Below are 15054 nucleotides of genomic sequence, written 5' to 3' on the forward strand. Positions count from 1 at the left end.
CATGGGAGCAGAGAGTTCAACTAAGTTATTTAGAATAGACTGTGGAGATATATATCTACAAGAGTTTACTATGAAAGATACTGAGAGTATTTATAAAATATCGAATCAACCGGAAATAGAAAAATTTTTGCCAGACTGGAAATCAACGAAAGAACAGAGGGTTAATTGGATTATCAATGATGAAATACCAGCAAATAAAGCATTTCTTGAGGCAGTGAAAACTACGAATAACATAGATAATCATATGTTAAAGCTAGGAATATTTAAGCAAGCTACAAATGAATGCATTGGATGGTGCTGCACAGGTATTAAAGAAGAACTCCCTTCACCAAACAGAGAGATAATGTATGCTATCTCAAGTGAATATCAAAATAATGGCTATGCTACAAAAGCGACTAAAGGCTTAATTGACTATTTGTTTAAAAAAACAAATGTAAATGTCCTCAACGCAATTGCTTTAATTAAAAATGTACCATCAAATAAAGTTATTGAAAAATGCGGATTTACTTATATGAGCCAACAGACGATAGAAAATCGACTATTTAATCATTATGTATTGAGTAAATCAGAGTGGATAAAAAATATAGCTCTTTGAAGGGAGCTATATTGCATATGAAATCAGTAATAAAGCTTAGAGCTAAAACTCTGAGCTTTTTTTCGTACTATATGATAAGTTGTTATTCATTGTTTTAAAGTTGTATAGTTATTCTTTATAATATATTGCATGTTGCTAATAAAGAATACAAGGTGTTTCAGCGAATAGAAGTAAGAAGCATTGTATTCCATACCACTATACAAATATTATAAGATAGATATACGTTGATTATATATTGGAAATAGATTTGTTATCAGTTTTTTTAGAAATCTTACAAGCGTGTAAGATAAATGAAAGATGAATCAATATGTGCTATAAGACAATTCATTTACACTTTATAGTGAGCAGTGGAAATGAAGGGAGAATATAAATGGAAATTTTACATGCAAAAAGTATTAGTAAAGTATATAAAGGGAAAATACCTTTTAAAGCATTGGTAGATATTGATTTATCAATTCAAGAAGGTGAATTTGTAGGAATTATGGGACCATCAGGTAGCGGGAAAACAACATTATTAAATATGGTATCTACTATTGATTCTCCTACATCGGGAGAAATATTAATAAATGGTACAAATCCTTTTCAGTTATCATCAGACAGTTTAGCTTTATTTCGTAGGAAACAATTAGGATTTGTTTTTCAATCATTTAATTTACTTAGCACACTTACAGTAAAAGAAAACATTGTATTGCCGATGACACTAGATGGTGTATCTGTACAAGAAATGAACAAACGAGTGGAAGATATTGCAGAGAAATTAAATATTGCAGATATATTGAGTAAAAGAACGTTTGAAATATCAGGGGGGCAAGCTCAAAGAACTGCAATCGCTCGTGCTATCGTTCATAAACCACAATTATTACTTGCAGATGAACCAACAGGGAATTTAGACTCTAAATCTTCAAATGATGTAATGGAGATGCTAGATACTCTTAATAAAGAAGAAAAAGCAACGATGATGTTAGTTACACATGATCCGTATGCAGCGAGCTTTTGCAGCAGAGTTATATTTATTAAAGATGGTCAATTATATAATGAAATTTATTGTGGTGAAAGCAGGCAAGCCTTTTATCAAAAGATTATGGATGTCCTTTCTTTGTTAGGAGGGAAAAGGCATGACTTTTCGTCAGTTCGCGTTTAATAATATTTTTCGTAATAAGCGTACATATGCTGCTCATTTTTTAAGTTGTACATTTTCTATTATGATTTTCTTTACGTATGCCCTTTTATTATTTCATCCTGATTTACAAGGGGAGTTGAAATCGACAAGTGAAACAATAAGTGCATTTGGTACATTAGGATTTACAGTTTCGCAAGGATTGATATTTGTTTTTTCATTTTTCTTTATTCTATATTCAGTAAGTTCATTTTTAAAAACGCGTAAGAAAGAATTTGGCATTTTAATGATGCAAGGTATGTCAATGAGGCAGCTAAAGAAATTATTATTAATTGAAAATATGTTAATTGGACTTGGGTCAATTTGTATAGGGATTTTCATCGGTCTCATATTTTCTAAACTAGTATTATTGATTAGTGCAAGTGTATTAATGATTAGTAATGGCTTACCTTTTTATATACCAGTGAAGGCCGTACTATTAACAGTCATCACATTTCTTTTCTTATTTTTAATCGTTTCGCTTGTTACTTTTAAAATGATAAAAGTAACGGAACTTGTGGAACTTATTCAAGCAGAGGAAAAGCCAAAGCCTGAACCAAAATTTTCTATTTTATTATCGCTACTTTCTTTAATTAGTATAGGCTATGGATATATTTCAGTATTTCGCTTTATCCCAAGTATTAATTTTATTACGCTCGGAATAGGTGTACTTCTAGTCATTATTGGAACGTACTTTTTATATACACAGTGTAGCGTGTATATATTGTATCTTGCTAAAAGGAGAGAATCTTTCTTTTTAAAGAGAACAAATATATTAACATTTTCAGAATTGATTTACCGTATGAAAGATAATGCAACGATGTTTTTTATAGTATCTATTATTTCAGCAGTTGCATTTACAGCAATAGGTACAACAGCCGCTCTTGGTAATAGGAATTTAGTGTGGATGACAAACCCATATACATTTCTGTATGAAAGCTCTGAAAACAACAAATTAGTAGATAAACATCTCTCTATTATAAAAAAACATCTCTCTGATGCAAATATTCCGTACCGAATGGCTTCATCTTCAAGTAAATTTACAGAAAGTAACGTAAATGTATTGAAATTAAGTGAATATAACGAACTTACGAGAGCACTAGGGTACCAACAAGAAACAATTGAAAAAGAAGATGAAATTTTACTAATTCCTGGGAGGGTGTCACAAAAACAAGAATTTAAAAATGGTGACTATAAAAAAAATATTGAAGTTATTCAAGGTGATTGGACAAAGACATTTCGTGTGAAAAAAACTGTTGGGGATTTAGTTTTACCACATGATTCTAGTAGTATTTATATTGCTGTTCAAGATCATGTGTATGATGAAATTCCTCTGACGAGTAATCCACAAGATGAAAATATTCAACATCGTACTTATGGATTTGTTGTAGATGATTGGATAAAAACGAAAGAGATTTCAAATCAATTAAAGAGTATACTCGATAAAGATCTCAGGGACAGAGATTTCTACTTTGAAGCTTTAACATTAAACTTGTTGGAGGCAAAGCAAAAGAATGGTTTATTACTTATGGCAAGTGTTTTAGTCGGAATCGTTTTCTTTACATTTGCTGCTAGTTTTATTTATTTTCGATTATATACTGATTTGGACCGTGATCAACAACAATATAAAATGATTTCAAAAATGGGATTAAGTAAACGAGAGTTAAAAAAAGTTGTAACGAGACAGTTAGTATTAATGTTCTTCTTACCGATTGTTGTTGCGGTGATTCATACTGTAGTTGCGTATACGGCACTGCAACAATTAGTCAGTTTTTCTATTTTAAATAGCTCGATCGTTATTTTAATTTCATTTATATGTATACAAGTTTTATATTTCTTTATCACTCGTTGGCGTTACCTACAAAAGCTTTATAAGACTATGGAGCAATAAAGTGAAACTTTAATCAGTGGGGGTTTTCTTCATCCCCCGCTGATTATTAGCCTTCACCAATCGGGCTTTTACGGGCAGTTGATCCCCCATCTAACTTCTTTGCTCTCACTGAATTTTGAGGTGGGGGTCTTACTGCCCGTTAATGCGGGATAGAGGATATTAACTAATAAAATTACAGAAAAGCATGTAAAAAATGATATGAATTATGAAAGGAACCGTGATGAAAAGAACTTTAACTATTTTTATGTTAACTATACTATTTTTGATAAGCTTTAGTGCATGCTCTAAAAAGGACAACGCATTTCCTGCAAACGGTGTATTGATTATTGGAGATGAAAATAATATTTCACCAATTATTAATCGTTATCAGGAAATTACGAAAGAAAATGAAGTGTTTTCTGTGAAAAAAAGTGAAGTTGGAAATGGACATGTCTTAATTTTAAATGAATCTACAGCACTAGCGTTGATTAAAGAAAAAGTTTTTCGTAAACGAGATAATGACTCCGATTATATTATAGATACGTTACCGAAATTCTCAAAAGAAGGATCGCTACTGTTTACAAGTGAAGACGAAAAGACTATAAAAAGTATTAAAATAGAAGGAAAAGAGATTCCTGTTACATACGATAGTGACGCTTGGATAGGTAACAACCGTAAATATCCAACGCAATCGTATGTAATCGTAGCAAAAAATAGTGTATATAAGGAAATAAAAGCAAATGAAACGAAAATGCATCTTCTTCAATTTAAGAAATCTTTAGGTGACGAAAGGCCTAAAATGTCGACAGATAATACAATGGTTAATGAAAATGTCAAAGTAAAAAAGCTAATTAAAGGTTTGGAAGGAGAAGTATCTTTTCAGTTTGTAACGATTGGAGAAAAATCTTAAAAAAGAGTTCGAGGTTGATAGAAACTATATCAACCTCGAACTCTTTTTAGTTATATGCCATTTTAGATTACATTACTTCATTTAATCGAGTCTCGTTTGTTTCCTCAATCACATTTGGGTTTTGAACCGAATTACTTTGAGCTTCTTTTTCTTTACGAGACTTTTGTAGCATTTCAAGGATGATCCATAATGGAACACCTTTATCCTTTAACATCTTCCATAAATCTAATTCGTTAAATTTATGCTCAGGCTGTTTCATTTCTTTTTCAGATGAACGAATATCGAACTTGATAGGATCATTTGCTTTCTTACCTTCAAGTTTAGTAGAAGAGATAGTATTGAGGAAACTACATTCAATTATAAATTCAAATAATCAGATTTACAAGTTGTATTGTAAAAAGTAAATGTTTACTTGAATTAATATTTATCAACATTTGTGTATGTTTTCTATATATACAACGTATATAAAATACTTTACATTATGTGTAAGTTAAAAACTGAATGTGTCAATATTTTTCACGGAAAAATGAAAGCGTTTAATTAGGGGGAGAAAGTATGGGAAAGTTATTTTTAAAAGTATGTTTTTTCACATTAGTGACTGTTTGTTCATTCATAGCGAAAACAACTTACGCTGAAGAGAGGCAACAAAATAATTATCCTATCATTTTAGTGAATGGATTTGCTGGATGGGGTAGGGAAGAAATGTTAGGGGTAAAATATTGGGGTGGTGTTCATGATATACAGGAAGATTTAAAAAGAAATGGCTATACAGTACATACGGCTGCTGTTGGTCCTGTTTCTAGTAACTGGGACCGTGCATGTGAATTATATGCACAAATTAACGGTGGAATTGTAGACTATGGTGCGGCACACGCTGAGAAACATGGACATAATCGTTTTGGTAGAACTTATAGTGGATTTGCACCAAATTGGAGTGAAACAAATAAAGTTCATTTAGTTGGGCATAGCATGGGTGGACAAACGACAAGAACATTAGTGCAGTTATTAAAAGAAGGCAGTTATGAAGAAAAAGACTATGTGAAAAATCATCCGAACGCAAAGATATCACCACTATTTGAAGGCGGTAAATCGTATGTTCATAGTGTTACAACTTTAGCAACTCCTCATAATGGCACAACACTCGCGGACGGAAGTCTTCTATTGCCGTTCGTTAAAGATTTACTCATTACAGCTGCGAGTTTAGGAGGAAACAATAATTTATCATTATATGATTTTAAATTGGACCAATGGGGTATGAAAAAAAATGCTGGAGAGTCCTTCTTCCAATATACTGATCGGATTTTAAATAGTTCAATTTGGGAAAATACAAAAGATATTAGTCAATGGGATTTAAGTACTGATGGAGCAAGGGAGTTAAATAGTTGGGTAAAGACGCAATCGGATGTGTATTACTTATCGTATAGTGGACATGCATCACAAGCAGCACCTATAACAGGTTTACAACTACCTCATATTACAATGAACAAAGTGTTAATGGGGAATGCATTTTTCTTAGGTTCCTATGCAAGATTTGAAGAAAATCGCCCATTAATTGATACATCTTGGTGGCAAAATGACGGTGTAGTAAATACAAATTCTATGATTGCGCCTTCAACTAGTATTGCTGTAAATAATAATGAGTTTTTACAGGTTGGTAAATGGAATCATATTGAAACGAAAGCAAATTGGGATCATTTAGACATGGTAGGACTAAGCGTTTCAGACACGTTAGGTTTTTCTAATATTCAAGAGTTTTATAGAACAGTTGCAGAAAAGTTATCACGGTTACCGCAATAGTTAATAATAAAGCGCTCTCGATGGAATTCGGGAGCGCTTTATATTATATTGAAAGAGGGATATGGAAGAAAAATATGGGGGGATATTATGAAAATACAAGTTGTTTTATCAGGATACGGGACAGTAGGAAGAGAGTTTATAAAATTGGTAAACGAAAAATATTTATATATATACGAAACATATGGAATCCATTTAGTTGTAAGTGGCGTATTAGGTAGAAATATTGCAATACATAATGAGGAAGGTTTGTCTATTCATCATTTATTAATGTATGGTTGCGGTACTGCATCAATTGAAAAGTATATAGAACATCACCCGAAAGACCGTGCAACAAGTGGGATAAGTGGTACTGTATTGGTAGAATCAACAGTTACAAATCTTAAAGATGGAAATCCGGGAAAAAAATATATAAAACAAGCGATTGAGAAACATATGGATATTGTTGCAATTTCAAAAGGTGCACTCGTTACTAACTGGAGAGAAATAAAGGCAGCAGCAAAAGAAGCGAATGTACGAATTCGCTATAGTGGCGCAACTGCTGCAGCACTACCGACATTAGATATTGGACAATTTAGTTTGGCTGGATGCAATATTGAAAAAATAGAAGGAATATTAAACGGGACAACTAATTATATTCTTACAAAAATGTATGAAGAAGATGTTACGTTTGAAGAAGCACTGAAAGAAGCGCAAAATAAAGGAATTGCTGAGACGAACCCAATATTAGATGTAAGTGGTTCGGATAGTGCGTGTAAATTATTACTTTTGGCAAACAGCTTGATGGGTGTTGAGAATATGCTTACTGATATGCATATAAAAGGAATCGAAAATGTTACAAAACAACAAATTCGACATGCTAAGGAACAAAACAATTATATTAAATTAATAGCTTCAGCATATAAGGATATGGATGGTAAAGTGAATCTTAATGTAGAACCGCTTGAAATAGAAAAAGACCATCCACTAGCAAAAGTAAATGGAACTGAAAAAGGAATAACATTCTTTACAGATACAATGGGACAAGTTACTACAATTGGTGGAGCTTCTAATCCACGCGGAGCCGCAGCAGCTGCTTTAAAAGATGTAATTAACTTATATCGTAGAGATTTATAGAAGTAAAACTCACACCTTCAAAATTCGGATGGAGAAAAAAAGTTAGGTGGGAGCCTTTTTGCCCATATATGTCCGATTTGGGCTAAAAATCGGTGGGGGATGAATAAAATTCCCACGGATTAAAGTTTCACTTTATAAGACCGTACCGCTGTTAATAAAAAATACATATGTAGTGGACCTTTTGAGAATGAAATAAATATGCAAAAATAATTGCAGGGGGTAAGAAATTGTTTAAAGATTTTAAAGTTGTAAAAGATCGTCCCGTTTATATTCAATTAAAGGATTATTTTAAAAAGATGATTATGAAAGGGCATTTGCTCGGTGATCAAAAGATCCCATCAACAAGGGAACTGAGTGAATTATTATCAGTGAGCAGAAATACAGTACTCTCTGCTTATGCGGATTTAGAACAAGAAGGACTCATTTATGCAGTAAAAGGAAAAGGGAATTTCGTTGCGAAGGTGGATATATCTAACACCTCGTCTGTTGAAATAGATTGGAAAAATAAACTTAATACAGTTACCACATTAGCGGATGAATTAGACTTAATGAAGCATGGAGTTCGCTGGGAAAAAGGAATGGTTGTTTTTAATAGTATAGCCCCGGACGAAAAGCTATTTGATGTTGAAAATTTCAAAAGAGCTTTTCTTACTCGTATGTCCATTGAAGGGGATATCGTATTGAACTACGGATATGCAAAAGGTTACCGTCCGTTAATGAAATATCTACTTCATTACATGGAAATGAAAGGTGTAGATATTTCGAACAAAGATATTTTAATTACAAATGGATTTACAGAAGGATTAGATATTGTACTATCTTCCTTAGCAAAAAAATCAGGGCGTGTGATTTGTGAGAATCCAACTCACCATGCTGCATTGAAACTTTTTCGCTTACATGGACTTGAAGTTCATGGGATAGATATAAATGATGATGGTATTGATACGACTCAAGTAGAAAAAAGTTTACGTGAAAAGGATTTTGATTTTGCGTATTTAATTCCTTCTTATCATAATCCAACTGGTATTGTTACAAGTTCGGAGAAAAGAACGGAATTGATGAGGTTATTTTCGAAATATAAGGTTCCTATTATAGAGGACGGATTTAATGAAGAATTACGTTATTCAGGTTCACATTTATCGCCACTATTAACTTTTGCTGGGGCTGGTAATAATGTGATTTATATTAGTAGCTTTTCGAAGGTACTTTTCCCTGGTTTACGTGTAGGGTGGATTATTGCCGATAAAGAACTGATTCATTATTTAGAAAGTGTTAAAAGAGCAAGAACCATTCACACATCTACGTTAGATCAAGCTGTTTTGTTTCAATATTTACATGAAGGATATTTTGAAAAATATTTAAAAAAGGCAAGATCTGTTTACAAGAAAAAATATGAGTTAGCCGTTGGGGCTTGCAATCAGTATATTCCGTTTAAAAGGATGACTGGAGATGGCGGACTTCATTTGTTTATAGAGTTGGAAGAGAAAATTCACGCTCGCACACTTTTACAAAAGTGTTATGAGAAAGGTGTAACGTTTTCTCCTGGAGATGTTTTTTATTCTGATGGAGGGGGAGCGAATACATTCCGCTTAGGTTTTTCACGTTTGAAGGAGAAAGAAATAGTTAGTGGGATTCAAATAATTGGTGAAACTTTAAAAAATGAAACTTGGAGTTGAGAAAATGAGAATTGGCGTTATTATGGGAGGAGTATCCTCTGAAAAACAAGTATCAATTATGACTGGAAATGAAATGATTGCACATTTAGATAAAAATAAGTATGAAATCGTTCCAATTACGTTAAATGAAAAAATGGATTTAATTGAAAAAGCGAAAGACATTGATTTTGCATTGCTAGCATTACACGGAAAATACGGAGAAGATGGTACGGTTCAAGGGACGCTTGAGAGTTTAGGTATTCCATATAGTGGCAGCAATATGTTATCTAGCGGTATATGTATGGATAAAAATATTTCGAAAAAGATTTTGCGTTATGAAGGAGTAGAAACACCAGATTGGATTGAACTTACAAAAATGGCGGATCTAAAGCTTGATGATTTAGATAAGTTAGGATTTCCGTTAGTGGTAAAACCAAACTCTGGCGGCTCGAGTGTTGGCGTAAAGATCGTCAATGATAAAAATGAATTGATCTCAATGCTGGAAACTGTATTCGAATGGGATTCTGAAGTAGTAATTGAGAAGTATATAAAAGGTGACGAGATTACTTGTTCAATTTTTGATGGTAAACATTTACCTATCGTTTCAATTCGACATGCAGCTGAGTTTTTTGACTACAATGCAAAATACGATGATGTTAGTACAATTGAAGAAGTTATTGAACTTCCAACTGAAATTAAGGAACGTGTAAATAAAGCGTCATTGGCTTGTTATAAAGCATTAAAATGTAGTGTTTATGCAAGGGTTGATATGATGGTGAAGGACGGAATTCCATATGTAATGGAGGTTAATACATTACCAGGGATGACCCAATCAAGTTTACTGCCAAAAAGTGCAGATGCCGCGGGGATTAATTATAGTAAACTATTAGATATGATAATTGAAACTTCATTAAGAGTGAGGAAAGAAGAAGGTTTTTAAGATAATTATACAATTAAAACTTTTGATAGTTCCACGAAGTATGCTATGATAATTACAATACGACAACTAAATATTTATCCACTAGGGGGGCCTTTTGTAGGCTGAGATCAAACATAATTTTGAGACTCTTAGTACCTGATCTGGTTAATACCAGCGTAGGGAAGTGGGAAGACGATTATATTTAAAGAATACATTAATATTGTCTATTTCACTTTCTTTACGCCTGTAAAGAAAGTTTTTTTTGTTTTACAGATTTAATAACTGTGGATAAATACATATATTTTATACATTATTGGAGGAATTTAAATGACTTTTTCACAAACATTACGTAAAGAAGTAGATTCTATTTGGGAGGCAAGTTTTCATCATCCTTTTGTAAAAAAACTTGGTGAAGGTACGTTAGATTTGGCAAGTTTTCGTTATTACGTACTTCAAGATTCATATTATTTAAGTCATTTTGCTAGAGTACAAACTTTAGGAGCTGCAAAGGCTCTTGAATTAGAAACGACAGCTCGCATGGCACACCATGCTCAAAATACATACGAGGCAGAATTATCATTACATGAGAATTTCGCAAAGAAATTAGGAATTACGGAAGAAGAAAAAGGTCATTTTATCCCTGCCCCAACTGCATATGCGTATACTTCACATATGTACCGTGCGGCGTATGAAGGGCATTTAGGGGATATTATCGCAGCAATTTTACCTTGCTACTGGCTATATTATGAAATTGGTGAACGTTTAAAAGAATGTCAGCCAGAAGAGCCGATTTATAAAGAGTGGATTTCTGCTTATGGATCTGATTGGTTCCGTACTTTAGTTGAAGAGCAAATTACACGATTAGATACTATCGCTGAACAAGTGACAGAGTCTGATCGGAAGCGTATGAAACAGCATTTCATTATTAGTAGTCAATATGAATATTCATTTTGGGAAATGGCTTATACATTAGAAAAATGGCCAGTGGATACAGAAGTAAAAGATGTAATTGGATAAAGAGTAGAGGTATTGTTATACATATGTATGGATAATACCTCTTTATATGATTTCAAAAAAGGGGTATCGCAAAAAAAACGTATCAATCTAAGTGCGTCTTTTTTTCAATTTTCTTCAATTAGCAATTTCATGGAGAGCTTGCTGGAAAAGTAGAATGAAAAGTCCTAATCAGGGCTTTTTTTTGTAGGAATTTCTTAACCGTCATTGAATCCTGTCACTAGTAGGTGTTTTGACGCTACGACGGACTAGATCGATTATTCGGCTAGTGAAGTATATAAAAAAGTTAGGAATATCTGAAGGTGCTCTCAGAAAGTATATGGAAGTGTTATAACGAGAGGCATTTACAGTACAGAAAAATCTAAGCGGCATACGGGAATACATAGGATACGGCATCATGGTTATTGAGAAATGAATTGAACTTAGTAAGCATGAAGATATGACGCAAGAATTCACATTTTATAATTTCTATTTATAAAAATGAGCCCATAGTAAAAATAGGTATATGAACAAGGTGCATTGTCTAGTGATAGGTCATATTTTAAAGGTGTACGCATTGAACTTAGTTTATACCGCTATTTCTACTTAGATTTAACGAACAGAAATATAGGAAAGCATCGATGAGGTTAAAGTTTATAAACGGAGGTCATGAAAATGAATAAGTTTCAACAAGAACTACAAGCGTTAAGCCTTAATAATTACCAGTCTGGAAATATTGTGTATTGGGACCAGCAAAACCAATATCCATACTACTATTTTGAAGATGCTGCTCGTCGCTGTGGCGGTTGCGGTCGTTGTGGCGGTTGTGGCGGTCGTTGTGGTGGTGGTGGATTCCGTTGTGGTGGATTCCGTTGTATTGGTTGCTTTGGTTGTTTTGGTTGTGGTGGCTGTGGCGGTTGTGGTGGTTGTTCTAATTGTTTTAATGGTTTTAATGGTACCACTGATACTACTGGTACTATTGTAACATATGAATATTGATAAGAGAAAAAAGGAATCTACTTTGTAAAGCGTTATACAATTTTATAAAAGAGATAAATCAAAACAGACGTAGCATCTTTTAATTTAGAGAAATAATTTATCCAACCTTTTATAAACATTGTGACTTTATTTCAAATCAAAAATCGAATGTTTTTTATGTTCAATACCCTTGACGCAATCTTTGACTTTCGTAAGTAGATTTATTGCACCAGAACCAAAAAGAAGAGCTGCTATCAGCCCTTCTTTCTCTTTTCATATTTCTTACATAATTAAACTTAATCACAAATAAATTCTTACAACCTTATACACTTTTACAACCAAGACTAACAATCCACTTCCAATAAGAACAAAACCAATTAAAATATTTACGTTTCTGGAGTAAACATCCTGATCCAAAAAGAATTTTAAAAAATCCAATACATAATCTTTTCTCCCCGCATCTTTTACGATCTTTTGCTGTTATATCTGAGTTTCTACTCATCCTCTTAATTGATATGAACTTTGTGAAAGTCAGTATGATTGATGGAAATGAGCGTAATTTTAAAATGTATTTATTCGGATTAACAAATTTAATAATCTATTTTTATTACTATTGATTAATTTTGGAACGTAACAAAACTACGTAACTGTATGTATAAAATGCACTGCTCTAGTATACAAAATTGAGAACATGGAATAAGGTTTTTTGTTTCTACAAGATATTTTTATTTTACTGTATATTACGATTTATAGACTGTAAATCATTTTATTGTGATATAATTTGTTTTTGTCATTATGAATATATATGTTAGGAGTTTTTTTATGGAAATCGGTTCTGAATTAAAAAATGGTCGCCACTCATTTTTCGATGGTGGATTATTCAGCTTTATTGGTTGGAATATTCTCGGTGTACTTATTACAGTTTGTACCCTTGGAATTTGTTATCCTTGGGCTTTATGTATGGTTTACGGTTGGAAAATAAATCATACAGTAGTTAACGGGCACCGTATGAAATTCAATGGTTCTGCTGTTGGCTTGTTTGGTAATTGGATAAAATGGTTGTTCTTATCAATTATCACTCTAGGAATCTACTCATTTTGGGTTTTTATTAAACTTGAAGACTGGAAAGTAAAAAATACTACATTTATCAATTAAAAAACATTAGCTTTATAATACCAGTCTATAATGACTGGTATTTTTATTTATGGCATGAAAAACGCAAATATAGATAAATAGCCCATGCCCATCAACTTAAGAAATTGGTTGTTCCCCAAAACACACTAAATTCTCACAAATAACTGTTGTAGTGATATGAATTTTTCGTTTTGAGGATGCTTTAAAATATTGTCTTGATGGCATGGGATAGTACCAACAATATACGGATTTTACAGTATATGAAAAATTTAAAAAAGAAAAGATAATTTCTTATACGTTAAGGAAGCGTCGATTTATTAATTACTTCTTTAAGTGATGATTTTCGTCATAATGGTAGTGAGAGCGATGTGTAATAGAAGAGATACAGTGAAGTTTTTTAATAGAAAAAATTAAAAAAAGTGCTAATAAGTTTGCAAACGAACTTGCTCACATCTATACAGAATAGACACAAATTCTCGCTGGTATGTCGTCTTTGAAAATACTTTTCAATTTCCTACAAGATTAAACTGAGGAGGAGCACACACTATTAGGGGGAGCTCCAGCATTTTTGAAAAAAAAAGACTCGACCGTTTTTTGGTCAAGCCCTGTATTAAATTACAAGCTATTTCCCTTTAAGCACCAGGAATATTTGGAACTAAATTCTGAACGATTTTGATAAGATTATTTGTGATATCTTGTTGTTGAGATGTAAGTGTATCGGATCCATCAGTAAATACTGTAACGCAGATTGGACAAGCTTCGATATGAATTCCCAATAGATTAATAGCTAGACCACCTGGTATATCTACAGTAAGAATCGATGTGGAACCTTCAGGAGGAGTACAAGTCTCACAGTTAGTTTCAAGAGCCATAGAGTTACCTTCTTTCTTGATAGAGTTAATATATAAATATGTTCGAAGATACTCAAAGGACACAGGTATTTGTACAAGCCTCGAAAATTGTGTTAGTGACTCAGATTTACCCCCAATGAACTCAAATCCTTCAGGAGATGTTACAATTATTGGATTATTATCTGTATCGTGTACAATAAAAATCCCACCAATCTTGACGAATTCATCAATGATTCCTCCTGGTTGCATCATTTCCATGACGTCCAGATTAGTAATATTCCCTTGAATTCCGATCCAAACACACCAGTAATCCGCTGCCAGTTGTTTACCTGTAGTGTATTGATCTTTGATAATTGATGGAGATATTTGCACAACAGTATATTGAGTGAGTGACCAAAGTTGTTTGGCGAAATCATAGGAAGCAACATCATTCTCAAGCAGTAAGACGCCCTTACCAAAAACGAAAGTTCTACTAGGACAATTCATACTGGTTGTCTCAGTCGTAGAAACTGTTTTATTTATATCCAACGTATAATCATTGAATCCCTTTAAATTTGTCATTTGAACCACTGGTTCAGTAACCGTGAGACAACTATCCGAGCTCATGATTCCGTCTAATCTTGCAAAAATTTGAGCTTCCCCAGTATTAATTGCTGTAGTCAAACCTTTTGTTTCTTCCTCATTTGAAACTATTGCACTTGAAAGATTGCTAGAGTACCACTCTACAAGTTTTGTAATGTCCCTAGTTGATTTGTCAGAATACGTACCTGTCGCAGTAAACTGATGGCTTGAACTTGAACAAAGAGATAAAGTCTTAGGATCTATCTTGATGGAAACCAAGACAGATATTCTTTTTTCGTAACATTCTTTCTCTTTTGGGATAAACAGAATAGGAGGGTTAAATTGATTGGAAGTGTTCATTTGTGTTAGCCTCACTTTCTTTATCATACATTTAATCAATATATGTTACCAAGGAATTTAGCGAAAGGGGCAGTTACACACAATATAAGATATGGGTAAGTAAAGGGAGCTTTTTACTATAAAATAATAAGCGAATGATAATATTAATTAAAATGAACCCAT

At 33.0% G+C, this 15054-nt stretch carries 12 protein-coding genes, 1 pseudogene and 1 riboswitch; of the genes and pseudogenes, 11 read left to right on the forward strand and 2 right to left on the reverse strand.

What is annotated here, in order from left to right; all coding sequences use genetic code 11:
- Position 1 precedes the first annotated feature (1 nt).
- The 4 genes from MHH42_RS12980 to MHH42_RS12995 all read left to right on the forward strand — a co-directional run bounded on the left by MHH42_RS12980 (position 2) and on the right by MHH42_RS12995 (position 4531).
- Positions 2-595 carry a GNAT family N-acetyltransferase gene (locus tag MHH42_RS12980; protein WP_070173226.1) on the forward strand — a complete coding sequence of 198 codons (594 nt, stop codon included), beginning with the start codon at positions 2-4 and terminating at the stop codon, positions 593-595.
- Positions 596-965: 370 nt separating this feature from the next.
- The gene (locus MHH42_RS12985; protein ID WP_000404264.1) at positions 966-1736 is read left to right on the forward strand and encodes an ABC transporter ATP-binding protein; all 771 of its coding nucleotides are present in this window, start codon (positions 966-968) and stop codon (positions 1734-1736) included.
- Positions 1711-3642: an ABC transporter permease gene (locus MHH42_RS12990; RefSeq protein ID WP_070173227.1), complete on the forward strand. Its 1932-nt coding sequence runs from the start codon at positions 1711-1713 to the stop codon at positions 3640-3642. Before MHH42_RS12985 ends, MHH42_RS12990 begins: the two co-directional genes overlap by 26 nt.
- Before the next feature lie 220 nt (positions 3643-3862).
- Positions 3863-4531: a lipoprotein BA_5634 family protein gene (locus MHH42_RS12995; protein ID WP_070173241.1), complete on the forward strand. Its 669-nt coding sequence runs from the start codon at positions 3863-3865 to the stop codon at positions 4529-4531.
- 67 nt (positions 4532-4598) lie between these two features.
- On the opposite strand, the pseudogene MHH42_RS13000 reads toward MHH42_RS12995, so the two are convergent.
- Positions 4599-4871 (reverse strand): annotated as a pseudogene (locus tag MHH42_RS13000) (DUF3914 domain-containing protein); the annotation flags it as partial.
- Positions 4872-5086: 215 nt separating this feature from the next.
- Here MHH42_RS13000 and MHH42_RS13005 point away from each other — a divergent pair.
- The 7 genes from MHH42_RS13005 to MHH42_RS13035 all read left to right on the forward strand — a co-directional run bounded on the left by MHH42_RS13005 (position 5087) and on the right by MHH42_RS13035 (position 13141).
- Positions 5087-6328, forward strand: coding sequence for an esterase/lipase family protein (locus MHH42_RS13005; protein WP_000517088.1), 1242 nt, complete (start codon positions 5087-5089; stop codon positions 6326-6328).
- Positions 6329-6415: 87 nt separating this feature from the next.
- Positions 6416-7441 carry a homoserine dehydrogenase gene (locus tag MHH42_RS13010; protein ID WP_070173229.1) on the forward strand — a complete coding sequence of 342 codons (1026 nt, stop codon included), beginning with the start codon at positions 6416-6418 and terminating at the stop codon, positions 7439-7441.
- A 227-nt stretch (positions 7442-7668) separates the two neighbouring features.
- The gene (gene pdxR, locus MHH42_RS13015) at positions 7669-9117 is read left to right on the forward strand and encodes a MocR-like pyridoxine biosynthesis transcription factor PdxR (RefSeq protein ID WP_016108507.1); all 1449 of its coding nucleotides are present in this window, start codon (positions 7669-7671) and stop codon (positions 9115-9117) included.
- 4 nt (positions 9118-9121) lie between these two features.
- On the forward strand, positions 9122-10036 hold the full coding sequence (gene ddlB / locus MHH42_RS13020) for a D-alanine--D-alanine ligase (RefSeq protein ID WP_002038752.1): 915 nt from the start codon (positions 9122-9124) through the stop codon (positions 10034-10036).
- 73 nt (positions 10037-10109) lie between these two features.
- A riboswitch (TPP riboswitch) is annotated at positions 10110-10215 on the forward strand.
- A 127-nt stretch (positions 10216-10342) separates the two neighbouring features.
- Positions 10343-11032: a thiaminase II gene (gene tenA, locus MHH42_RS13025; protein WP_000144532.1), complete on the forward strand. Its 690-nt coding sequence runs from the start codon at positions 10343-10345 to the stop codon at positions 11030-11032.
- Between the two features lie 651 nt (positions 11033-11683).
- Complete coding sequence (locus MHH42_RS13030) at positions 11684-12007, forward strand: heterocycloanthracin/sonorensin family bacteriocin (RefSeq protein ID WP_016108508.1); 324 nt, start codon at positions 11684-11686, stop codon at positions 12005-12007.
- Between the two features lie 801 nt (positions 12008-12808).
- The gene (locus MHH42_RS13035) at positions 12809-13141 is read left to right on the forward strand and encodes a DUF898 family protein (RefSeq protein WP_016108509.1); all 333 of its coding nucleotides are present in this window, start codon (positions 12809-12811) and stop codon (positions 13139-13141) included.
- Between the two features lie 611 nt (positions 13142-13752).
- On the opposite strand, the gene MHH42_RS13040 is transcribed toward MHH42_RS13035, so the two are convergent.
- Positions 13753-14892: an Ig-like domain-containing protein gene (locus MHH42_RS13040; protein WP_016108510.1), complete on the reverse strand. Its 1140-nt coding sequence runs from the start codon at positions 14890-14892 to the stop codon at positions 13753-13755.
- Positions 14893-15054 lie beyond the last annotated feature (162 nt).

The sequence above is a fragment of the Bacillus sp. FSL L8-0099 genome (genome assembly GCF_038006385.1).
GTDB lineage: Bacteria > Bacillota > Bacilli > Bacillales > Bacillaceae_G > Bacillus_A > Bacillus_A toyonensis.